The following is a 20,613-nucleotide window of genomic DNA, read 5'->3' on the forward strand; positions in this document are numbered from 1 at the left end:
ACGGATGAGCGGCACGTGGGATTTCTGGATCGACCGGGGCGGCACCTTCACGGACGTGGTGGCGCGCCGGCCCGACGGCACGCTGGTCACCCACAAGCTGCTCTCCGAGAATCCGGAAGCCTATCGCGACGCCGCCGTCGCCGGCATCCGCCATCTGCTCGGCGTCGCGCCCGGGGCACGGATCCCGGCCGGGCGCATCGGTGCCGTCAAGATGGGCACCACGGTCGCGACCAACGCGCTGCTGGAACGCCACCGTGCTCGAACCTGGCGACGCCGTCGTCATCCAGACGCCGACGGCGGGCGGCTATGGCCCGCCGGAGGGCTCGAGTCGGGACTGACCGCCAGTCACTCCGCTCGTCCTCGCGAAAGCGGGGACCCAGGGGCGCGGAACGTGTGGCTCTGGATTCCCGCTTGCGCGGGAATGAGCGGAGACTGTGGCGATCACGCCGGCTCGGGCTGCAGGACCGGATAGTCCGTGTAACCCTTCGCATCGCCGCCGTAGAACGTCGCCTTGTCGGGCTCGTTGAGGGGCGCGCCGCGGCGCAGCCGCTCGACCAGGTCCGGATTGGCGATGAACGCCTTGCCGAAGGCGACGAGATCGGCGCGACCCTGCGCCACCGCCTCGGCGGCGAGCGCCGGCGTGTAGCCGTTGTTGGCGATGTAGGCGCCCTTGAAGGCGCGGCGCAGCGCGCCGTAGTCGAACGGGGCGTTGTCGCGCGGGCCGCCGGTGGCGCCCTCGATGACGTGCAGATAGGCCGGGCCGAGCGTGTTCATGCGGGCCACCAGATGGCCGAACAGCGCCGACGGATTGCTGTCGGAGATGTCGTTCGCGGGCGACACCGGCGAGATGCGGATACCGACGCGGTCGCCGCCGATCTCGTCGATCACGGCGCGAAGCACCTCGAGGGTCAGCCGCACCCGGTTCTCGATCGTGCCGCCGTAGTCGTCGCTGCGATGATTGGTGCTGTCGCGCAGGAACTGGTCGAGCAGGTAACCGTTCGCCGCATGCACCTCGACACCGTCGAAACCGGCCGCGATGGCGTTGGCAGCCGCTTGCCGATAGGCATCGACGATACCGGGGAGCTCGCCGGTGCGCAGCGCGCGCGGGGTCGAGGTCTCGACGAAGTCGCCGCCGACCCAGGTCTTGGTCTTTGCCGCGATCGCCGACGGGGCCACCGGCGGGCGGCCGCCCGGCTGCAGCGACACGTGCGAGACGCGCCCGACATGCCAGAGCTGGATGAAGATGCGTCCGCCCTTCCGGTGCACGGCGTTGGTCACGGTGCGCCAGCCGGCGATCTGCTCGGGCGAATGAATGCCCGGCGTCGCCTCGTAGCCCTGGCCCTCGGGCGAAATCTGGCTCGCCTCGGTGATCAGCAGGCCGGCCGAGGCGCGCTGCGCGTAGTACTCGGCGGCGAACGGACCCGGCACGTTGCCGGCCGATGCGCGGTTGCGCGTCAGCGGCGCCATCACGATCCGATTGCGAAGCTCGATCCCCCCGAGCCGGAATGGCTCGAAGAGCGTGCCCGAAGGAGCGGGGGTGTTCGTCATGATGTCCTCGTGAGCGGCGTCGGAAATTTACGTCCGGGGGTTGCGCCGAGCTTGGCCGCGGGGCGCGCATGAACGGAGACGCCGGTCGAGGACCGGCATCCACGCTTCACTTGGGTGCGGTGCACGCGTCCGTCAATGGCGGTGCCGCGAAGAGAAGATCCGGCGCATCAAAGCATCCGCTCGAGCAACAGTATTGCTCGTCGCGGCGTCGTGACGAAATTGCGTTCGCCCGAGGGTGCGCAGCGGCTGTCAGGCCACCGCCTCGGCTCCGCTCGCAAAACCGGCGCGGGCGCTCATGGTCAGCAGGTCGTAGCGCGCCACCGTCTCACCGTCCTGATTGAACACCTCGACGTCCCAGCGCACCTCGCCGTATTCCGGCTTCCGAGCCGGCCGCTTCTCCTTGACGGTGAGCCGCACCTTGATCGCCTCGCCGGGCGAGACGGGTTTGAGGAAGCGCAGAGTGTCGAGCCCGTAATTGGCGAGCAGCGGCCCCGGCGCCGGGTCGACGAACAGGCCGGCCGCAAACGACAGGATCAGATAGCCGTGCGCGACGCGGCCCGGGAAGAACGGGTTCGCCTTGGCGGCCGCCTCGTCCATGTGGGCGTAGAACGCATCGCCGGTGAAGTCGGCGAAATGCTCGATGTCGGCGATCGTGATGGTTCGCGATCCCGTCTCGACGGTGTCGCCGACCGTCAGCGCCTCATACTCGCGCTTGAACGGATGCACGGCGGCGACCGGGGCCGGCGCGCCCTTGATCCAGCGCCGCGTCAGCGCGGCGAGACGCGCCGGCGAGCCCTGGAGCGCGGTGCGCTGCATGTAGTGGAAGACGCCGCGCAGGCCGCCCATCTCCTCGCCGCCACCGGCGCGGCCGGGTCCGCCGTGCACGAGGTTCGGCAGCGGCGAGCCGTGGCCGGTCGACTCCTTGGCGCAGTCGCGGTCGCCGATCAGCAGGCGCCCGTGCCACGGTGCGATCCCGTAGACGAGATGATCGGCGACCGCATCGTCATGGGTGAACACCGAGGCGACGAGGCTGCCTTCTCCCTTGGCGACCAGCGCCACCGCGTCGTCCAGCGTGTCGTAGGGCATCAGGGTCGCGACCGGGCCGAACGGCTCGATGGTGTGCACCCGGGTGGCGCGGAGCGGCTCGTCACAACACAGCAGCACCGGCGCCATGAAGGCACCCTTGTCCATGTCGCCGCCGATCGGCGTGGCGTGCAGCGGGTCGCCGGCGACGATCTCGGCCTCGGCCAGGAGATCGGCGATGGCCTCGCGCACGGCGGCGCGTTGTGCGAGCGAGGCCAGCGGGCCCATGCGCACCTCGTCGCGCCGTGGATCGCCGAGCGGCGTCTTCGAGAGCTGCGCCGCGATCGCCTCGGTGACGGCGTCCGCGAGCGCGCGCGGCACGATGACGCGGCGGATCGCCGTGCATTTCTGCCCGGCCTTCACGGTCATCTCGCGCACGACCTCTTTCACGAACAGATCGAACTCCGGTGTGCCTTTGACGGCGTCCGGGCCGAGCACGGCGGCGTTGAGCGAGTCGCGCTCGGCGATGAAGCGCACCGCGTTCTTGCCGATCGACGGATGATTGCGCAGCCGGTCCGAGGTGTCGGCCGATCCCGTGAAGGAGACGACGTCCTGGCCGCCGAGATGATCGAGCAGATCGCCGGCGGAGCCGCAGACGAATTGCAGCGCGCCCTTGGGCAGCAGGTTGGCCTCGGCGATCAGCCGCACCAGCGCCTCGGCCACATAGGCCGTGGCGGTCGCCGGCTTGGTGATGACGGGAACGCCGGCGAGAATCGTCGGCGCGAGCTTTTCCAGAAGTCCCCAGACGGGGAAGTTGAACGCATTGATGTGGACGGCGACGCCGGTGAGCGGGGTGAGCACATGCAGGCCGACGAAGCTGCCGCCCTTCGACAGCGCCTCGGTGTCACCCTCGACGACGAAGCGCTCGGCGGGCAGCTCGCGCCGCCCGCGCGAGGCGTAAGCGAACAGCGTGCCGATGCCGCCGTCGACGTCGAAGAAGTTGTCGCGCTTGGTCGCGCCGGTGTCGGCCGCGAGCGCGTAAAGCGTCTCCTTGTGCCTGGACAGAAAGGTCGCCAGCACCTTGAGCCGGTCGGCCCGGTCGTGGAACGTCAGGGCGCGCAGCGCCGGGCCGCCGACCTCGCGGGCATGCCGCGCCGCCGCGGCGAAGTCGACGCCGTCGCTCGACGCACGCGCCACCACGCGGCCGTCGATGGCGCTCGGGATGTCCACGAGCCCGCCGGTCGCCGCAACCCAGCGGTCCTGGACGTAGCTTTCGAGAGTCGGGATCATCGGGGTTCCTCCTGCCGGGCCGCGGCGTATCTTTTCGGGGCCGTCGCCGCTCGCCCGACGTTGACAAGGGCGCCCCGTTCGCTAGATTGGCTCAAAGATTAACCGATCGATCGGTTAATTCAAGGGCCCGCAGAGCCTGACCAAGGGAGAAGTTCGTGGAGCCTTCGGTTCTCGTGGACCGTCGCGACGGGTGGGTGATCCTCACCCTCAACCGGCCCGATCGCCTGAATTCGTTCAACGCCGAGATGCACGGCCGTCTCGCCGGCGCGCTCGACGAGGTCGGCGCCGACCAGGGCTGCCGCGCCGTGCTGCTCACCGGCGCCGGGCGCGGCTTCTGCGCCGGCCAGGACCTCTCCGACCGGGTCGGACCGGCCGATCTCGGTGCCACCATCGACGCCTTCTACAATCCGCTGGTGCGGCGCCTGCGCGGCTTGCGCAAGCCGGTGGTGTGCGCCGTCAACGGCGTCGCGGCGGGAGCGGGGGCCAATATTGCGCTCGCCTGCGACATCGTGCTGGCCGCGCGCTCGGCCAAGTTCATCCAGGCGTTCTCGAAGATCGGCCTGGTGCCGGACTCGGGCGGCACCTTCTTCCTGCCGCGCCTGATCGGCGACGCCCGCGCCCGTGCCCTCGCCATGCTGGCCGAGCCGCTGACGGCCGAGCAGGCCGAGGCCTGGGGCCTGATCTGGAAGGTTCTCGATGACGCCGCGCTGCGCGGCGAGGCGGAAAAGCTGACGGCGCATCTCGCCACCCAGCCGACCATCGGGCTCGCGCTGACCAAGGAGGCGCTCAATGCCTCCGCCGCCAACGACCTCGATGCGCAGCTCGATCTCGAGCGCGACCTGCAGCGCAAGGCCGGCAGCACGCCCGACTATGCCGAGGGCGTGCGCGCCTTCATGGAGAAGCGTACCCCCACCTTCACCGGGAGATCGTCGTGACGGCCCCTTTCACCTCCGCGCGCACGCCGGACGAGACCGCACGTCTCGCCGCCGACACCATGTGGGAGAACGACCCCGCCTGTCGGAATCTCGGGATCGAGATCCTCGACGTCGGCCCGGGGACCGCGACCCTCGCCATGAAGGTCGTGGACACGATGGTCAACGGCCACGACACTGCGCATGGCGGCTACATCTTCGCGCTCGCCGACACGGCCTTCGCCTATGGGTGCAACTCCTATGGCACCGTGACGGTCGCGGCCCAATGCAGCATCACCTTCATCCGTCCGGGCCGGCGCGGCGACCGGCTGGTCGCCTCCGCGCGCGAGGTGTCGCGCCAGGGACGCAACGGCATCTACGACGTGACGATAAGCGTCGACGGCACCGTCATCGCCGAGTTCCGCGGCCATTCGCGCATCGTCGGGGGCTCGTTCATCGACGGCGACGTCTCCAAGGTCGACACCCCGGCACCATAACGAGAAGACGATTGGAGGAACGATGACCATGGCACCCCCGGTTGCTGCGTTCGACCGCACCCTAGTGAACGGGCTCGATGCCGCCGAGCGCGCGACGCGCGACGCCATTCAGGCGCTGCAGCGCGAGCGCCTCGCCTGGTCGCTGCGCCACGCCTACGAGAACGTGCCGTTCTATCGCAAGACGTTCGACGAGGCCGGCGTGCACCCTTCCGATTTTCGCGAGCTGTCGGATCTCGCCAAGTTCCCGTTCACGATGAAGAACGACCTGCGCGACAACTATCCGTTCGGCCTGTTCGCAGTGCCGCGGGAAAAGCTCGCCCGCATCCACGGGTCGTCCGGCACCACCGGCAAGCCGATCGTGGTCGGCTACACCCAGGCCGATATCGACATGTGGGCCGACGTGATGGCGCGCTCGATCCGCGCCGCCGGCGTCAAGCCCGGCATGATGGTGCATATCGCCTACGGCTATGGCCTGTTCACGGGCGGGCTCGGCGCCCATTACGGGGCCGAGCGGCTCGGCTGCACCGTGGTGCCGATGTCGGGCGGGATGACCGAGCGGCAGGTGCAGCTCATTCACGACTTCCGGCCCGACGCCATCATGGTGACGCCGAGCTACATGCTGGCGATCCTCGACGGCTTCGTGAAGGCCGGGCTCGATCCGCACGGCTCGTCGCTGAAATTCGGCATCTTCGGCGCCGAGCCGTGGACCAATGCGATGCGCGAGGAGATCGAGCGCGCCTTCGGGCTCGACGCGACCGACATCTACGGGCTCTCCGAGGTGATCGGCCCCGGCGTCGCCCAGGAGTGCGTCGAGTCCAAGGACGGCCTGCACGTCTGGGAGGATCACTTCCTGCCCGAGATCATCGATCCGGTCACCGGCGTGGTGCTGCCGGAGGGCGAGAAGGGCGAGCTGGTCTTCACCTCGCTCACCAAGGAAGCCTTCCCGATCATCCGCTACCGCACCCGCGACCTCACAAGGCTGATGCCCGGCACGGCGCGGCCCGGCATGCGCCGCATGGAGAAGGTGACGGGGCGCTCCGACGACATGATCAATCTGCGCGGCGTCAACGTCTTCCCGACCCAGATCGAGGAGATCCTGCTCGCCTCCGAGTTCTGCTCCGGCCACTATCAGATCGAGCTGACCCGCGACGGGCGACTCGACGAGATGACGGTGCATGCCGAGGTCCGCGAGGACCGCGCCGCAAGCATCGATCGGGCCGCGAGCGAGAAGGAGCTGGTGAAGCACATCAAGAACATGATCGGGGTGACGACGCACCTCGTGCTGCACCCGCCCGGCGGCGTCGAGCGCACCGTGGTCGGCAAGGCCAAGCGCATCGTCGACAACCGCCCGAAGGGGTGAGGGACGGCCACACGCACAAGCACAGAAGCGTCGTCATTCCGGGGCGCTGCGAAGCAGCGAACCCGGAATCCATAGCCCCTGTCTGTGTGTATGGATTCCGGGCTCGCGGGCCTTTGGCCCGCGCCCCGGAATGACGGGTGCAGAAACTCACACCTGATCGTAATCGATCACCACGGTCGGCGAGGTCGGCCGCGACTGGCAGGTGAGCACGTAGCCGGCGGCGAGTTCCCACGGCTCCAGCGCGTAGTTCACCGTCATCTCCACCGTGCCCTCGACCACCTTGGCCCGGCAGGTCGAGCACATGCCGCCCTTGCAGGAGAAGGGCAGGTCGAGGCCGGCGCGCAGCGCCGCGTCGACGATCGCCTCGCCCGCGGCGACCGGGACCTCGCGGCGCTTGCCGTCGACGATCAGCGATGCCATGTGGGCGGGCGGTGCATCGGGCGCCACCACGATTTGCGGCCGCGGCCGGCCGCCGAGCGCCGAGACGAAGCGCTCCACATGGATGCGGTCCTCGGCGATGCCGAGCGCCGCGAGCGTCGGCACCAGATCCTCGATCATGGCGGTCGGGCCGCACACGAAGGCGTGGTCGACCACGGCGGCCGGCACCAGCGTGCCGAGGAGGCGGCGCACCTTGTCGCCGTCGAGCCGTCCGTTGAGGACGTCGAGATCCTGCTCCTCCTGGCTCAGCACGTGGAAGATCGACAGGCGGCCGAGGAACCTGTCCTTCAGCTCCTCGATCTCCTCGAGGAACAGCATGCCGGCGGTGGAGCGGTTGCCGTAGAACAGGAAGAAGCGGCTGTTCGGCTCGCGCGCCAGCACGCCGCGCATGATCGAGATCACGGGCGTGATGCCTGAACCCGCCGCGAAGGCGACGTGCACGCGCCCGTCGCCAGGCTTGTGCGCGAGACCGAAGCGGCCGGTCGGCGTCATCACGTCGAGCGTGTCGCCGGCCTTCAGGCTGTCGTTGATCCAGCAGGAGAACAGGCCGTTCTCGACGCGCTTCACCGCGATGCGCAGCTCGCCGTCTTCCGGCGCCGTGCAGATCGAGTAGGAACGCCGCACCTCCTCGCCGTCGATCGTCGTGCGCAACGTCAGGTATTGCCCGGGCTCGTACGCGTAGTCGGCCGTGAGATGCGCCGGCACCGCGAAGGCGACCGACACGGCGTCCGGCGTCTCGCGCCGCACGTCGGCGACCGTCAGCGTGTGGAACCGCGGGGCGACGCCGGTGGTCTCGGTCGGCGCGGTCGTGGGTGCGGCGGGGAAGGCCGTCTCGGTCGCAATCGACATGCGTCACCTGTTCCGTGGCATCTGCTCAATGGCACTTGAAATAGTCGAACGGCTCGCGGCAGGCGTTGCAGCGCCACAGCGCCTTGCAGGCCGTCGAGCCGAAGTCGGCGATCACGGCCGTGTCGGTCGCGCCGCAATGCGGGCACGCCACCTGCTCGACGCCGAACAGGGCGCGGCGGCCGCTGCCCTTGTTCGGCGGCGCGATGCCGTAGTCCTTCAGCTTGGCGCGGCCCTCGTCGGTCATCCAGTCGGTCGTCCAGGCCGGCGACAGCACGGTGTTGACCTTCGGCCGGCCGAAGCCGGCCTTCTCCAGCGCCAGCTCGATCTCCATGGTGATCATGCTCATGGCCGGGCAGCCGCAATAGGTCGGCGTGATGTCGACCTCGATCCCCGAGCCGACGACCCGCACGTCGCGCAGTACGCCGAGATCCGCGATGGTGAGCACCGGGATCTCGGGGTCCGCCACCGCGCCGGCGACGCGCCAGGCCGCTGCCCGGATGCCTTCGCCCGACTCCGCGCTCGGAGCCGTGGCTTCGTCGATGGTGCTTTCGCTCACCAGGTCGCTCCCGGCACGGTCCGCTGCATGTATTGCAGCTCGGTGAGCAGATGGCCCAGATGCTCGCTGTGCCGGCCGCTGCGCCCGCCCTTCTGCATGTAGGCGTCCTCCGGCATTTTCAACGTCGCCCGCGACAGCACGTCGGACACGGTCTGACGCCAGGTGTCGCGCAGCGTGGCCGGATCGACGGCGATGCCGGCGTCGATCATGGCGCGCTCGACGTCGTCGGTTTCAAAGAGCTCGCCCGTGAACGGCCAGAGCTGCGCGAGCGCCCGCGCCGTGCGCTCGTGGCTCTCCTGCGTGCCGTCGCCGAGCCGCACCACCCATTCGGCGGAGTGGCGCAGGTGATAGGCCATCTCTTTCTCGGCCTTGGCGGCGATCGCCGCCAGCGTCGCGTCGCGCGACGCCATCATGGCGCGCCAGTACGGATCCGCGAAAGCGGCGTAGAGGAGCTGACGCACCATGGTCTTGGCGAAGTCGCCGTTCGGCTGCTCGACCAGCAGCAGGTTCCGATAGGCACGCTCGTCGCGCAGATACGCGAAGGCGTCCTCGTCGTGTCCGGCCGCTTCCGCCTCGCCCGCACAGGTGTAGAGCGCACGCGCCTGGCCGATCAGGTCGAGGCCCATATTGGCGAGCGCCATCTCCTCTTCCATCATGGGCGCGTGGCCGCACCACTCGGAGAGGCGATGCCCGAGCACCAGCGCATCGTCGGCGCGGCGCAGCACGGTGGTGACGAGCGGGGTCTCGGTGACGCGGATGCTGGTCATGGTGTTCTCGTTCGCTGTCGGCTTGTGGCAGCCGGCTTCAGTCCGCCCGTGCGGTTCTATCGTTCCCTCCCCCCTTGTGGGGAAGGGACAGGGAGGGGGGTAGGCCGCAAGCTCGGAGTTCGGGGCTCACCCCCCCTCTCCACCTCTCCCCCACAAGGGGGGAGAGAGCAGGCTGCGGCGGGCGGGGCCGCACGGGCCTCGCACTCTCACATATGTCCGACTTCGTCGGGGATCTCGTAGAAGGTCGGATGGCGGTAGATCTTCGAGGCCGTCGGCTCGAACATCATGCCCTTCTCGGCGGGATCGGACGCCGTGATGGCGCTCGACGGCACCACCCAGATCGAGATCCCTTCGCCGCGCCGCGTGTAGAGATCGCGCGCGGCCTGCAGCGCCAGCGTCGCGTCGGGCGCATGCAGCGATCCCACATGCTTGTGGGAGAGGCCGTTGCGGGCGCGGATGAACACCTCCCACAGGGGGATCTTCGGCTCGGTCGCGGCGGGTTGGGTCAAGGCGGGCTCCTTGGGCGTTTCCTGATTTTTTGTCTCTTGTCATTCCGGGGCGCCGCGTAGCGGCGAACCCGGAATCCAGCGCAGTGCTCTGAGTTCTTGGTTGGATACTGGGCTCGCAGGCCTGCGGCCCGCGCCCCGGAATGACGGACTCTTTAAGCCGCCGCCTGGTGGCGGTTCTTTTCCTTCTCCGCAAAAGCGCGGGCGGCGTCGCGCACCCAGGCGCCATCCTCCTCGGTCTTGCGGCGCGTCTCCATGCGGTCGGCGTTGCAGGGACCGTTGCCGGCGACCACCTGCTTGAACTCCTCCCAGTCGATCGTGCCGTGCTCCCAGTGCCCGGTTTCGTCGTTGAACCTCAGATCCGGGTCCGGCACCGTGAGGCCGAGATAGTGGGCCTGCGGCACTGTCGCGTCGATGAATTTCTGCCGCAGCGAGTCGTTGGTGAACCGCTTGATCTTCCAGCGCGTCGAGGCGTCGGTGTGCTGGCTCGCGGCGTCGGGTGGGCCGAACATCATCAGGCACGGCCACCACCAGCGATCGAGCGCGTCCTGCGTCATCTCTTTTTGTGCGGCGGTGCCGCGCGAAAGCGTCAGCATGATCTCGTAGCCCTGGCGCTGGTGGAACGACTCCTCCTTGCAGACACGGATCATGGCGCGCGCATAGGGGCCGTATGAGCAGCGGCACAGCGGGATCTGATTCATGATGGCGGCGCCGTCGACCAGCCAGCCGATGGCGCCGATGTCGGCCCAGGTGAGGGTCGGGTAGTTGAAGATCGACGAGTACTTGGCCTTGCCGGCCAGAAGCTGGTCGACCATCTCCTCGCGGGCGACGCCGAGCGTCTCGGCCGCGGCGTAGAGATAGAGCCCGTGGCCGCACTCGTCCTGTACCTTGGCGAGCAGCGCGGCCTTGCGGCGCAGCGACGGCGCCCGGGTGATCCAGTTGCCCTCGGGCTGCATGCCGATGATCTCGGAATGGGCGTGCTGCGAGATCTGGCGCACCAGCGTGCGGCGATAGGCCTCGGGCATCCAGTCGTTCGGCTCGATGCGGTCCTCGGCGTCGATGCGCGCCTGGAAGCCCTGCAGCATCGCTGCATCCTCGAGCTGCCGCTCGCCGCTCTCCGGGCCGGTGTTCAGGCCTTGCGTGTACATGCGCGTCTCCCGGGGGGTTCGAGGTTTCGTCCTCGTGCTCGTTGGAAAAATCTTATGTAACAGGATTGGAGGCTGCAACCGTATTTTGTAACATGATCGCGAGCGTCGACCCGGCGATGCGCCGCCGCGGCATGGAATTGCGGCGCTGGTCGCGCGACGCTCGGCGGGGCGGCTGCCGGCAAGCTCTTGGTCGGACTATTGATCGACCATCCGGTTAATGTATTTTCGGGTGAACCGCCGCCGCGACCCGCGCCGTCGGCCGCGACAATCGACCGCAGGGAAGGGGAGCCGGAATGGCTCGTACGCGCGCCCAGGACTACGACGCAAAGCGGGATGCAATTCTGCACCGCGCCGCCGAGCTGTTTGCCCGCCACGGCTATTCGGGCACCTCGATCACCATGATCGCGGAGGCCTGCGGCATGTCCAAGGCGCTGCTCTACCACTACTATTCCGACAAGGAGGCGCTCCTGTTCGACATCCTGTCGGCGCATCTGCAGGAGCTCATCGCGGCGGTGGAAAAGGCCGCCGCGAAGGCCGATGCGGCTGCGGACGAGCGCCTGTTCGCCATCGCGGCGGCGCTGCTGGACGAGTACCGCGACGCCGACGCCGAGCATCAGGTCCAGATCGCCAACCTGAAGCTCTTGCCGGACGCCAAGCAGGAGCAACTGCGCGCCATGGAGCGCAAGCTGGTCGGGATCTTTTCCGATGCGATCGCTGCAGCGGTGCCGTCGATCGGCGGCGGCCCGCTCCTGAAGCCACTCACCATGTCGTTGTTCGGCATGCTGAACTGGCACTATCTCTGGTTCCGCCCCGGCAAGGGGCTGGGCCGCGAGGACTATGCCCGGCTGGTCACGACGCTGATCGCGGCCGGCGCCGAATCGGCCGGCGCCGCCCTGGCGGCCCCGAGCGCTTCGGCGCCCGCCCGGCGCGCCGGCGGCGCATGAGCGCACGGCACTCCTCTCCTGTGGTGCGAAAACTGCCGCGCGCCGCGCTCGGCCAGATCGTCGATCGGCTCCACCACGAGCCGTCGCGCACCTGGTCGATCATCGTTACGGTCTACGGCGACGCGATCGTTCCGCGCGGCGGCAGCGTGTGGCTCGGCACGCTGTTGCTGTTCTTCAAGGAGCTGGGGATCGCCGGTGGGGTGGTTCGCACTGCGATGTCGCGGCTCGCGGCGGACGGCTGGCTCGAGCGCCACAAGGTCGGCCGCAACAGCTTCTACCGGCTTGCCGACAAGGGCCGCGAAACCTTCGCGGCGGCGACGCGGCACATCTATTCGGCGCGGCCGCCGGAATACCGCGGGCGGGTCGATCTCGTGCTGCTCGCCAACGGCCCCGGCCGCGAGGCCGTACGCGGCGCGTTCGATGCCGCCGGCTGGGGCTCGCCCTTGCCCGGCGTGTTCGTCGCGCCCGGATGGTCGCTGCCGACGGCGGCGGCGGGAGAGCTGGTCCTCGCGGTCGCCGGCGACGCGCCGGCGCTGCGAGACCTCGCCGCCCGGAGCTGGCCGCTCGACGCCACCGCCGACGCCTACCACCACTTCGTCGAGACGTTCGAGCCGCTGCGGGCCGCCCTCGGCAACGGGGCGGTCCCGAGCGACGCCGATGCGCTGGTCGCCCGCGTCCTGCTGATCCACGAATACCGACGCATCGTGCTGCGCGATCCGCTGCTGCCGGCCGCGCTTCTTCCGGAGGACTGGCCCGGCACCGCCGCCCGAGCGCTCTGCACCGCCCTCTACCGCGAACTGCTGGAGCCGTCGGAGCGCTGGCTCGATGCCCATGCGATCGACGAGAACGGCGCGCCGCTGCGGCGTGGCAAGGACGTGCTGCGCCGGTTCCGCTCCTGAGCCTCGGGCCGCCTCGCGCCCGACGAAGGTCGGTCTCGGCAGCCGCCGCCGCGCCGGCTACACCGGAAACACTGCGACGAAACGGCATCCCCCCCCGAGCGCACGAAATCATTGACCAATCGTTCGGTTAATCTTAGGCTTCGAATGGCCGCCTCGCTCGCCTCCGTGCGGGCAGCGGCGTGAGAAGGCGGACCAACCGTCCTCGTCGACACGTCGACCCTTTGGGAGCAACGCCAGATGCAACAGACCGCCGCCCGCCGGGCGCTGCGCGCCGCCGCCGTCGTCACATCCGTCACGATCACGTCCGCCCTGACGATCGGCCCGAGCCTCGCGGCCGACCCGATCAAGATCGGCTCCGTCCTCTCCGCCACCGGACCCGCGTCGTTCCTCGGCGATCCGGAGCAGAAGACGCTCAAGCTGTTTGTCGAGGCACTCAACAAGAAGGGCGGCATTCTCGGCCGGCCCGTCGAGCTGGTGCTCTACGACGACGGCGGCGACGCCAACAAGGCGCGCACCTTCGCCACCCGGCTGATCGAGGACGACAAGGTCGTCGCCATGGTGGGCGGCACCACCACGGGCACCACCATGGCGATGATCCCGGTGTTCGAGGACGCCAAGATCCCGTTCATCTCGCTCGCCGGCGCCATCGAGATCGTCGAGCCGGTGCGTGCCTTCGTGTTCAAGACGCCGCACACCGACAAGACCGCCTGCCAGAAGATCTTCGAGGACATGAAGGCGCGCGGCCTCACCAAGATCGGCATGATCTCGGGCACAGACGGCTTCGGCAAGTCGATGCGGGCGCAGTGCATGAAGGTGATCGGCGACTACGGCATCACGGCGCTGGTCGACGAGAGCTACGGCCCGACCGACGCCGACATGACGCCGCAGCTCAACAAGATCAAGAACACGGCCGACGTGCAGGCGGTGCTCAATCCCGGCTTCGGCCAGGGCCCGGCGATCGTGACGCGCAACTACGCCCAGCTCGGCATCAAGCTGCCGCTCTATCAGTCGCATGGCGTCGCCTCGAAGAGCTTCATCGAGCTCGCCGGGCCGGCCGCCGAAGGCGTCCGGCTCCCGGCGCCCGCGCTGCTCATCGCCGACAAGCTCGCCGACACGGATCCGCAGAAGCCGGTCGTGATGGACTACAAGAAGAGCTACGAGACGGCGACCGGCCAGCCGGTGTCGACCTTCGGCGGCTACGGCTTCGACGGCATCCAGCTCCTGGTGAGCGCGATCGAGCGCGCCAAGTCGGTGGAGCCGCAGAAGATCCGCGACGCCATCGAAGGCACCAAGGGCCATGTCGGCGCCACCGGCCTCTACACGATGACGCCCACCGATCACCTCGGCCTCGGAACGGAATCGTTCCACATGCTGGAGATCAAGGGTGGCGACTGGGTGCCGCAGGACAAGAAGTGAGCTTTACCCGAGCCGCGCGGCACAGTCTCCGTCGTTCCGGGGCGCGGGCTGAAAGCCCGCGAGCCCGGAACCCATAACCCCGGTCGGTGAGTATGGATTCCGGGCTCGCCGCTTCGCGGCGCCCCGGAATGACGGGCCTGAATAGCGAGTCCCGTGTCAGACACGCCGCGCCGAAGAGAAGAAGAATGGCCGAATTCCTCCAGCTCGTCTTCTCCGGCCTGACGATCGGCGCCGTCTATGCGCTGGTCGCGCTCGGCTTCACGCTGGTCTACAACGCCTCCGACGTCATCAACTTCGCCCAGGGCGACTTCGTGATGATCGGCGGCATGGGGACGGTGTTCCTCATGGCCGCCGGGCTGTCGCTGCCGGTCGCCGCCATGATCGCCATCGTGGCCGCCGTGCTGGTCGGCCTGCTGCTGCATCGGCTCGCCATCGAGCCGGCGCGCGGCGCCTCGCCGGTGTCGCTGATCATGATCACGATCGGCGCCTCGATCTTCATCAAGGGCGTGGCGCAGCTCGTCTTCGACAAGCAGTTCCACTCGCTGCCCGCCTTCTCCGGCACGGCACCCATCGCGATCGGTGGCGCCACCATCCTGCCGCAGAGCTTCTGGGTGATCGGCGGCATGTTTTGCGTGGTTGCCGGCCTGTGGCTGTTCCTGGAAAAAACCCTGATCGGCAAAGCCGTGCTGGCGACCGCCGCCAACCGGCTGGCGGCGCGGCTGGTCGGCATCAACGTCACCGTGGTGCTGGCGCTCGCCTTCGGCCTGTCGGCGGCGATCGGCGCGGTCGGCGGGATTCTGGTCACGCCGATCACGTTGACCCGCTACGACGTCGGCACGCTGTTCGCCCTGAAAGGTTTTGCCGCCGCCATGGTGGGCGGGATGGGCAATCCCATCGGCGCCGTCGTCGGCGGTCTGCTCATCGGTCTGATGGAAGCCTTCGGGGCCGGCTATCTCTCCTCCACCTACAAGGACGCGGTGGCCTTCGTCGCCATCCTGGTGGTGCTGCTGGTGATGCCGCAGGGCCTGTTCGGCCGCCGCGCCGTGGAGCGGGTGTGATGGCGCGAGCATGTGATCGGAATCGTCGGGGAGAGCCGTCGGACCTTTCGTTCGGCGTTCCGCTGCATTCCCCCCACCCCCGACCCCTCCCCGCCATTCGCAACGGCGAATGGGGGGAGGGGAGCCGCAGCGCCTCTGCTCCCCTCCTCCCGCGCGCGAAGCGCGTGGCGGGGAGGGGTCGGGGGTGGGGGGCAGCGGCCTGCGCCCAGCATGCGGGGATCCAATGATGCTCCGAAAAATCCTCTCGTCCCGCATCGCCGTGCTGCTGCTGCTCGCTGCCATGATCGCGATCGTGCCGGTGCTGGCCCCGTCGTCGTTCTATCTGCGGGTCGCGGCGCTGGTGTGGATCTTCGGGCTCGCGGCGCTGGGGCTGACGATTCTCACCGGCTATGCGGGGCAGGTGAGCCTCGGGCACGCCGGCTTCCTCGGCATCGGCGCTTATGCGGTGGCGGTCGGGCCGGCCAAGCTCGGGCTCGATCCTCTGCTCTCGCTCCTGCTCGGTGCCGTGCTGTGCGGCCTCGTCGCCTATGCGGTGGGAAAGCCGATCCTGCGGCTGAAGGGCTACTATCTCGCCATCGCGACGCTCGGCTTCGGCCTGATCGTTGCGCTGGTGTTGACCAGCGAGGGGGCGATCACGGGCGGCCCGGACGGCATGCAGGTGCCGCGGGTGGTGCTGTTCGGCTGGCGCATCGCCGGCGTCGTCCCCTGGTACTGGATTTCCGGGGGCGCCCTGCTGATCGGCGCGCTGCTCGCCCTCAACATTCTGGCGAGCCCGAGCGGACGGGCGCTGCGCGCCCTGCACGACAGCGAGGTTGCGGCGGCTGGCGTCGGCGTCGACGTCGCGGCCAAGAAGCTCGCGGCTTTCGTCATCAGCGGCGTCTATGCCGGCGTCGCCGGCAGCCTGCTGGCGCTGATGAACGGCTTCATCACGCCGGAGGCGGCCGGCTTCATGCACTCGATCGAGCTGGTCGCCATGGTGATCATCGGCGGGCTCGGCTCCGTGGTCGGCGCCGTGGTCGGCGCCGCCTTCCTGGTGGTGCTGCCGCAGGCCCTCACCGTGCTGCAGGAGTACGAGCAGGCCGTGCTCGGCCTCTTGATCATGGTGTTCATGATCGTGCTGCCGGCCGGCATCGTGCCGTCGCTCAGGCGCCTCGTGCTGGAGCGCGCCGCATGACCATCCTCCAGGTGAACGATCTCGGCATCACGTTCGGCGGCCTGCGCGCCGTCGACGGGGTGTCGTTCCAGGTGTCGCTCGGCGAGGTGTTTTCCATCATCGGGCCGAACGGCGCCGGCAAGACGACGCTGTTCAACCTGGTCACCGGCATCTATCGGGCGGGGCGCGGCAGCATCCGGCTCGCCGGCGAGGACGTCACCCAATTGGCGCCGCATCTGCTGGTCCGCCGCGGCATGGCGCGCACCTTCCAGAACCTGCAGATCTTCTTCCGCATGACGGCGATCGAGAACGTCATGGTCGGCAACCATCTCTCCGAGCGCACCTCGCTGCTCGCCGATCTGTTCGCGCTGCCTTCGGTCGCGCGGCAGAACCGCCGCACCCGCGAGCGCGCGCTGGAGCTGTTGGAGCGCGTCGGCCTCGCCCATCACGCCGAGACGACGGCCGGCGAGTTGTCCTACGGCGTGCTCAAGCGGCTGGAGATCGCCCGCGCGCTCGCGGCCGATCCGAAGGTGCTGCTGCTCGACGAGCCCGCCGCCGGCTGCAACGCCGTCGAGACCGAGGCGATCGACCGGCTGATCGGTCAGATCGCCGAGAGCGGCGTCGCCGTGGTGCTGATCGAGCACGACATGAAGCTGGTGATGAAGATCTCCGACCGCGTTCTGGTGCTCGCGCACGGCAAGCGCCTCGCCGAAGGCTCGCCCAGGGTGGTGCGCAACGATCCGGCCGTCGTCGCCGCCTATCTGGGCGAGCACGGCGCCAGGGAGGCCGATCGTGCTCACGGTTGATGGTCTCACCTCGGCCTATGGCCGCATCGAGGTGCTGCACGCGGTGTCGCTCGACGTGGCGGCGGGCGAGATCGTCGCGCTCGTCGGCTCCAACGGCGCCGGCAAGACGACGCTCTTGCGCACGCTCTCCGGCGTGCAGCCGGCGAGCGGTGGCCGCATCGTGTTCGAGGGCGAGGAGATCCAGCGCCTTCCGGCGCATGCCCGCGTCGTGCGCGGCATCTCCCAGTCGCCCGAGGGCCGGCAGGTGTTCGGGCCGCTGTCGGTCGAGGACAATCTGCGGCTCGGCGCCTTCCGCCGCAACGACGGCACGGTGAACAGCCGGCTCGACGCCGTCTACACGATGTTCCCGGTGCTGTCCGAGCGCCGCCGCACGGCGGCATCGAGCCTGTCGGGCGGCCAGCAGCAGATGCTCGCCATCGGCCGCGCCCTGATGGCGCAGCCCAAGCTCCTGCTGCTCGACGAGCCCTCGCTCGGCCTCGCGCCGCTGCTGGTCGATCAGATTCTCGAAGCCGTCGTGGACCTCAAGCGCAAGGGCATCACGGTGCTGCTGGTGGAGCAGAACGCCTCCGCGGCGCTCGCCATCGCCGACCGCGGCTATGTGCTCGAGGTCGGCCGCATCGTCCACGAAGGCAACGGTCAGGCCCTGCTGCAGGATCCGAAAGTGCGGGCGGCGTATCTGGGGGTGTGAGCGTGGCGGGCGTGTACGGGCCGGGGCGTTGTTAATCGAAACAATGTGCCGTGAAGCACCCCCCTCCCTGTCCCTCCCCCACAAGGGGGAAGGGAACGATGGACCCGCGGCTTTCTTTGTTTGCGGCTTTCCTTGCTTGAAGCCCGGCATTAATGGGTGTCGAGAGCGTTGCGACCCACCGCAGCCTGCTCCCTCCCCCCTTGGGGGGGAGGGTCGGGGAGGGGGGTAGGCCGCAGGCGACGGCCTGCGATGGGAGTTCCAAGCGCCGCGCTACCCCACCTCGGTCCATGTCGAAAACGTCGCCGCGGTGCCGCGCAAGGTGCCGGCTTCGTCGAGGAGCTGCCACACCAGCCCGTCCTCGATCCAGAACGTCTTCCCCGACTTCTTCACCCGCAGGCCGCGATAGCCGGCCACGTATCCGTTCGCCGCGACGGCGTCGAGGAAGCTCTGGCGCTCGGCGCGTTCCGGCGCCTTGGCCGAAAGGCGCGACGGCAGGCCGATGAACTCGTCCCAGGCGTATTCGAAACAACGCTGCCCGGCCGCGTTGGCATAGACGAAGCGCGGATCGGCCTCGGTGTTGTGCGCCACCACGACGAAAGGCGCCTGCTCGTACAGCCACGCCGCGTCGGCGCCGGGCGGCACCAGCGGTCGGCCGGTCAGCCGCGCGTAGCTCTCGGTCAGCAGCGCGAAGAAGTTGTCGTCGGTGCGGAGATCGGCGGAGAGGTCGGGCATCGAGTCACTCGTTCCATGGGCACGAGGCCGCGTGGTAGCCGGGATTGTTTACGGCGCAAAGCCCGGCAGGCGCCCGCCGGCCTGTGCCGCGGCGGGGACCACGGGCGGACTGAGGGCATGACCGGCGCAATGCCCGGCGGAGCGCGCAGGTCTGCAGTGCCGGCTTCTCTTGCCTCAGTCAGTTGACTGACTGAGGCGTCTGTGGTGGGCTCCGTGCCGCGCGCGGCTCGCGCCGAGATCGACAGGGGCCGCAAGGAGAGCGACGTGCCGCGGGAAAGACGAGCGCCGGCGACCGGAGGCGAGGCGGCAGCGGACGACGCCGCCACCCCGGCGCGCATTCTCGACGCCGCCGAGGCGCTGTTTGCCGATCGCGGCTTCCATGCCGTCTCGGTGCGCGAGATCACGACGGCGGCCGCCGTCAACGGCGCTGCGATCTTCTATCACTTCGGCCGCAAGGAGGATCTGCTGGCCGCCGTGCTGGAGCGGCGCGCTGCGCCCCTCGCGGCCGAGCGCCGGCGCCGCCTCGACGCGCTTCTGGACGGACCCGGCGAGGCGCTCACGCTGGAGGCGCTGATCGAGGCGTATCTGGCGCCCGGCCTCACCATCGGGTTCGGCTCGAGCGAGGCGCGCACCCGCTTCGGCCGGCTGCGCGGCCGTATCACGGCCGACAGCGGCGACGCCCGCGTGCAGGAGATTCTGCGTCGCCACTATCGCGAGCCCGGCCGCCGCTTCCTCGACGGCGTCGCCTGCCTGCTCCCCGATCTCACGCCGCCCGACCTGCAGTGGCGCTATCACGTGATGATCGGCACCCTGATCCACATGCTGAGCAAGCCGGGCCGCGTGCAGGCGGTCGCCGGCGATTCCCCCGAAGACACCTACGATCCCGACGACATGGCGACGGCACAGCGCGTGCTGGTGCCGCTGCTCGCCGCCGTGTTTCGCGCTCCCCCCACTCTCACGGACGCGGCCGACACGCCGCGCCGGCCCCGCCGCAACGACAAGAACGATCCACAACCCTGAGGCCCCGGGAGGTTCTCGTGCCCAAATCCGTGCTGTTTCGCGCGGCCGTCGTGGTCGCGCTCGCGATGCTGCTGGTGCCGTTCCGGCCGGGGCCCGCCCGCGCCGAGTATCCCGACAAGATCATCCGCATCATCAATCCGTTCCCGCCCGGCGTCTCGACCGACGTGCTGGCGCGCGGGCTGGCGCAAAAACTAACCGAGTATCTCGGCCAGTCCGTGATCGTCGAGAGCCGGCCGGGCGCCAACGGCATCCTCGCCTCGACCACGGTCGCCAAGTCGGAGCCGGACGGCTATACGATGCTCCTCACCACCGGCTCGCACGTGGCGAACCCGATCGTGCAGAAGCACGTGCTGTACGACCCGGTGAAGGACTTTTCCGCCGTGACCCTGCTGGCGCAGTCCTACGGGCTGGCGCTGGTGTCGAACCTGCCGGCGAGCTCGCTCGCCGACATCGTCGCGCTGGCCAAGGCGAAGCCGGGCACGCTCACCTATGCGACCTCGGGCGTCGGCAATCTCACCCATGTGGCCGGGCGGCTGTTCGAGGTGCGGGCCGGCATCGGCATGACGGCCGTGCCCTACAACACGCCGGCCCTTATGACCGACGTGATCGGCGGCACCGTGTCGATGACCTTCGTGTCGACCGTCACGGCGGTGCCGCTGGTCAACGCCGGGACCGTCAAGGCCTTCGCCATCACGGGCACGCGCCGCACGCCGGCGCTGCCCGACACGGCGACCATGCAGGAGCTCGGCTACAAGGACTACGAGCTGCTCGGCTGGTTCGGCGTGCTGTTCCCGGCCAACACGCCGCGCGACCGCGTCGAGCGCATGCACCGCGAGATCGCCCGCGCCCTGCAGACCCCCGAGCTCAAGAAGCTGATCGAGGACTCCGGCCTTTATGTCGACGGTGCCGGACCCGACGAGTTCCAGGCCTTCCTGCGCAAGGACTTCGACTATCAGACCCGCCTGATGGACGAGATCGGCCTCAAGGCGCAGTGACCACGACAC

21 protein-coding genes are annotated in these 20,613 nt (G+C 69.2%); 13 read left to right on the forward strand and 8 right to left on the reverse strand.

Annotated elements, in window-relative coordinates:
* The first annotated feature begins 4 nt into the window (after nucleotides 1-4).
* Nucleotides 5-472, forward strand: a complete 468-nt coding sequence (locus tag HXX10_RS03590; RefSeq protein ID WP_296520156.1) for a hydantoinase/oxoprolinase N-terminal domain-containing protein — start codon at nucleotides 5-7, stop codon at nucleotides 470-472.
* Here the strand turns inward: HXX10_RS03590 and HXX10_RS03595 are convergent.
* A complete protein-coding gene (locus tag HXX10_RS03595; protein ID WP_296520158.1) occupies nucleotides 442-1,548 on the reverse strand; it encodes an alkene reductase in 1,107 nt (368 codons plus the stop codon). The genes HXX10_RS03590 and HXX10_RS03595 overlap by 31 nt on opposite strands.
* A 249-nt stretch (nucleotides 1,549-1,797) precedes the next feature.
* Complete coding sequence (gene paaZ, locus HXX10_RS03600) at nucleotides 1,798-3,861, reverse strand: phenylacetic acid degradation bifunctional protein PaaZ (RefSeq protein ID WP_296520159.1); 2,064 nt, start codon at nucleotides 3,859-3,861, stop codon at nucleotides 1,798-1,800.
* Nucleotides 3,862-4,034: 173 nt separating this feature from the next.
* Here paaZ and paaG point away from each other — a divergent pair, with 173 nt between their 5' ends.
* The 3 genes from paaG to paaK are packed head-to-tail and all read left to right on the forward strand — an operon-like array spanning nucleotide 4,035 to nucleotide 6,629.
* Nucleotides 4,035-4,796, forward strand: a complete 762-nt coding sequence (gene paaG / locus HXX10_RS03605; protein ID WP_296520160.1) for a 2-(1,2-epoxy-1,2-dihydrophenyl)acetyl-CoA isomerase PaaG — start codon at nucleotides 4,035-4,037, stop codon at nucleotides 4,794-4,796.
* On the forward strand, nucleotides 4,787-5,269 hold the full coding sequence (paaI, locus tag HXX10_RS03610) for a hydroxyphenylacetyl-CoA thioesterase PaaI (protein WP_296520325.1): 483 nt from the start codon (nucleotides 4,787-4,789) through the stop codon (nucleotides 5,267-5,269). Before paaG ends, paaI begins: the two co-directional genes overlap by 10 nt.
* Before the next feature lie 28 nt (nucleotides 5,270-5,297).
* Nucleotides 5,298-6,629 (forward strand): phenylacetate--CoA ligase PaaK, encoded by a 1,332-nt coding sequence (paaK, locus tag HXX10_RS03615; RefSeq protein WP_296520326.1) that lies wholly within the window; start codon nucleotides 5,298-5,300, stop codon nucleotides 6,627-6,629.
* Between the two features lie 147 nt (nucleotides 6,630-6,776).
* On the opposite strand, the gene paaE is transcribed toward paaK, so the two are convergent.
* From paaE to paaA, 5 genes are all read right to left on the reverse strand, one after another.
* Complete coding sequence (gene paaE / locus HXX10_RS03620; RefSeq protein ID WP_296520161.1) at nucleotides 6,777-7,916, reverse strand: 1,2-phenylacetyl-CoA epoxidase subunit PaaE; 1,140 nt, start codon at nucleotides 7,914-7,916, stop codon at nucleotides 6,777-6,779.
* 25 nt (nucleotides 7,917-7,941) lie between these two features.
* On the reverse strand, nucleotides 7,942-8,415 hold the full coding sequence (paaD, locus tag HXX10_RS03625) for a 1,2-phenylacetyl-CoA epoxidase subunit PaaD (protein ID WP_296520327.1): 474 nt from the start codon (nucleotides 8,413-8,415) through the stop codon (nucleotides 7,942-7,944).
* Between the two features lie 53 nt (nucleotides 8,416-8,468).
* Entirely contained in the window at nucleotides 8,469-9,239 is a 771-nt protein-coding gene (paaC, locus tag HXX10_RS03630; protein ID WP_296520162.1) for a 1,2-phenylacetyl-CoA epoxidase subunit PaaC, read from the reverse strand.
* Nucleotides 9,240-9,445: 206 nt separating this feature from the next.
* The gene (paaB, locus tag HXX10_RS03635; RefSeq protein WP_296520163.1) at nucleotides 9,446-9,748 is read right to left on the reverse strand and encodes a 1,2-phenylacetyl-CoA epoxidase subunit PaaB; all 303 of its coding nucleotides are present in this window, start codon (nucleotides 9,746-9,748) and stop codon (nucleotides 9,446-9,448) included.
* 152 nt (nucleotides 9,749-9,900) lie between these two features.
* On the reverse strand, nucleotides 9,901-10,893 hold the full coding sequence (paaA, locus tag HXX10_RS03640; protein WP_296520164.1) for a 1,2-phenylacetyl-CoA epoxidase subunit PaaA: 993 nt from the start codon (nucleotides 10,891-10,893) through the stop codon (nucleotides 9,901-9,903).
* A 293-nt stretch (nucleotides 10,894-11,186) separates the two neighbouring features.
* Between paaA and HXX10_RS03645 the strand changes: the two genes are divergently transcribed.
* The 7 genes from HXX10_RS03645 (at nucleotide 11,187) to HXX10_RS03675 (ending at nucleotide 17,857) form a co-directional block, all read left to right on the forward strand.
* Complete coding sequence (locus HXX10_RS03645; protein ID WP_296520165.1) at nucleotides 11,187-11,837, forward strand: TetR/AcrR family transcriptional regulator; 651 nt, start codon at nucleotides 11,187-11,189, stop codon at nucleotides 11,835-11,837.
* A complete protein-coding gene (gene paaX, locus HXX10_RS03650; protein WP_296520166.1) occupies nucleotides 11,834-12,736 on the forward strand; it encodes a phenylacetic acid degradation operon negative regulatory protein PaaX in 903 nt (300 codons plus the stop codon). The genes HXX10_RS03645 and paaX overlap by 4 nt, the downstream gene beginning before the upstream one ends.
* Nucleotides 12,737-12,973: 237 nt before the next feature.
* Nucleotides 12,974-14,152, forward strand: coding sequence for an ABC transporter substrate-binding protein (locus HXX10_RS03655; RefSeq protein ID WP_296520167.1), 1,179 nt, complete (start codon nucleotides 12,974-12,976; stop codon nucleotides 14,150-14,152).
* Between the two features lie 185 nt (nucleotides 14,153-14,337).
* Nucleotides 14,338-15,210, forward strand: a complete 873-nt coding sequence (locus HXX10_RS03660; protein ID WP_296520168.1) for a branched-chain amino acid ABC transporter permease — start codon at nucleotides 14,338-14,340, stop codon at nucleotides 15,208-15,210.
* 226 nt (nucleotides 15,211-15,436) lie between these two features.
* Entirely contained in the window at nucleotides 15,437-16,384 is a 948-nt protein-coding gene (locus HXX10_RS03665; protein WP_296520169.1) for a branched-chain amino acid ABC transporter permease, read from the forward strand.
* Nucleotides 16,381-17,169: an ABC transporter ATP-binding protein gene (locus HXX10_RS03670; RefSeq protein WP_296520170.1), complete on the forward strand. Its 789-nt coding sequence runs from the start codon at nucleotides 16,381-16,383 to the stop codon at nucleotides 17,167-17,169. The genes HXX10_RS03665 and HXX10_RS03670 overlap by 4 nt, the downstream gene beginning before the upstream one ends.
* Entirely contained in the window at nucleotides 17,156-17,857 is a 702-nt protein-coding gene (locus HXX10_RS03675; protein WP_296520171.1) for an ABC transporter ATP-binding protein, read from the forward strand. Before HXX10_RS03670 ends, HXX10_RS03675 begins: the two co-directional genes overlap by 14 nt.
* Nucleotides 17,858-18,127: 270 nt before the next feature.
* On the opposite strand, the gene HXX10_RS03680 is transcribed toward HXX10_RS03675, so the two are convergent.
* A complete protein-coding gene (locus HXX10_RS03680) occupies nucleotides 18,128-18,589 on the reverse strand; it encodes an MEKHLA domain-containing protein (protein ID WP_296520172.1) in 462 nt (153 codons plus the stop codon).
* 213 nt (nucleotides 18,590-18,802) lie between these two features.
* Here HXX10_RS03680 and HXX10_RS03685 point away from each other — a divergent pair, with 213 nt between their 5' ends.
* Nucleotides 18,803-19,609 carry a TetR/AcrR family transcriptional regulator gene (locus tag HXX10_RS03685; protein WP_296520173.1) on the forward strand — a complete coding sequence of 269 codons (807 nt, stop codon included), beginning with the start codon at nucleotides 18,803-18,805 and terminating at the stop codon, nucleotides 19,607-19,609.
* A 17-nt stretch (nucleotides 19,610-19,626) separates the two neighbouring features.
* The gene (locus HXX10_RS03690) at nucleotides 19,627-20,604 is read left to right on the forward strand and encodes a tripartite tricarboxylate transporter substrate binding protein (RefSeq protein ID WP_296520174.1); all 978 of its coding nucleotides are present in this window, start codon (nucleotides 19,627-19,629) and stop codon (nucleotides 20,602-20,604) included.
* The last annotated feature ends 9 nt before the right edge of the window (nucleotides 20,605-20,613 follow it).

The organism is Rhodoplanes sp. (assembly GCF_013377085.1).
Lineage (GTDB): Bacteria > Pseudomonadota > Alphaproteobacteria > Rhizobiales > Xanthobacteraceae > Rhodoplanes.

Bases quoted from the DNA above. Each gene is read 5' to 3' on its own strand.
- HXX10_RS03590 (WP_296520156.1), top strand. From the start codon at position 5: ATGAGCGGCACGTGGGATTTCTGGATCGACCGGGGCGGCACCTTCACG.
- HXX10_RS03595 (WP_296520158.1), bottom strand. From the start codon at position 1,548: ATGACGAACACCCCCGCTCCTTCGGGCACGCTCTTCGAGCCATTCCGG.
- paaZ (WP_296520159.1), bottom strand. From the start codon at position 3,861: ATGATCCCGACTCTCGAAAGCTACGTCCAGGACCGCTGGGTTGCGGCG.
- paaK (WP_296520326.1), top strand. From the start codon at position 5,298: ATGGCACCCCCGGTTGCTGCGTTCGACCGCACCCTAGTGAACGGGCTC.
- paaE (WP_296520161.1), bottom strand. From the start codon at position 7,916: ATGTCGATTGCGACCGAGACGGCCTTCCCCGCCGCACCCACGACCGCG.
- paaC (WP_296520162.1), bottom strand. From the start codon at position 9,239: ATGACCAGCATCCGCGTCACCGAGACCCCGCTCGTCACCACCGTGCTG.
- paaA (WP_296520164.1), bottom strand. From the start codon at position 10,893: ATGTACACGCAAGGCCTGAACACCGGCCCGGAGAGCGGCGAGCGGCAG.
- HXX10_RS03645 (WP_296520165.1), top strand. From the start codon at position 11,187: ATGGCTCGTACGCGCGCCCAGGACTACGACGCAAAGCGGGATGCAATT.
- paaX (WP_296520166.1), top strand. From the start codon at position 11,834: ATGAGCGCACGGCACTCCTCTCCTGTGGTGCGAAAACTGCCGCGCGCC.
- HXX10_RS03655 (WP_296520167.1), top strand. From the start codon at position 12,974: ATGCAACAGACCGCCGCCCGCCGGGCGCTGCGCGCCGCCGCCGTCGTC.
- HXX10_RS03660 (WP_296520168.1), top strand. From the start codon at position 14,338: ATGGCCGAATTCCTCCAGCTCGTCTTCTCCGGCCTGACGATCGGCGCC.
- HXX10_RS03665 (WP_296520169.1), top strand. From the start codon at position 15,437: ATGCTCCGAAAAATCCTCTCGTCCCGCATCGCCGTGCTGCTGCTGCTC.
- HXX10_RS03670 (WP_296520170.1), top strand. From the start codon at position 16,381: ATGACCATCCTCCAGGTGAACGATCTCGGCATCACGTTCGGCGGCCTG.
- HXX10_RS03680 (WP_296520172.1), bottom strand. From the start codon at position 18,589: ATGCCCGACCTCTCCGCCGATCTCCGCACCGACGACAACTTCTTCGCG.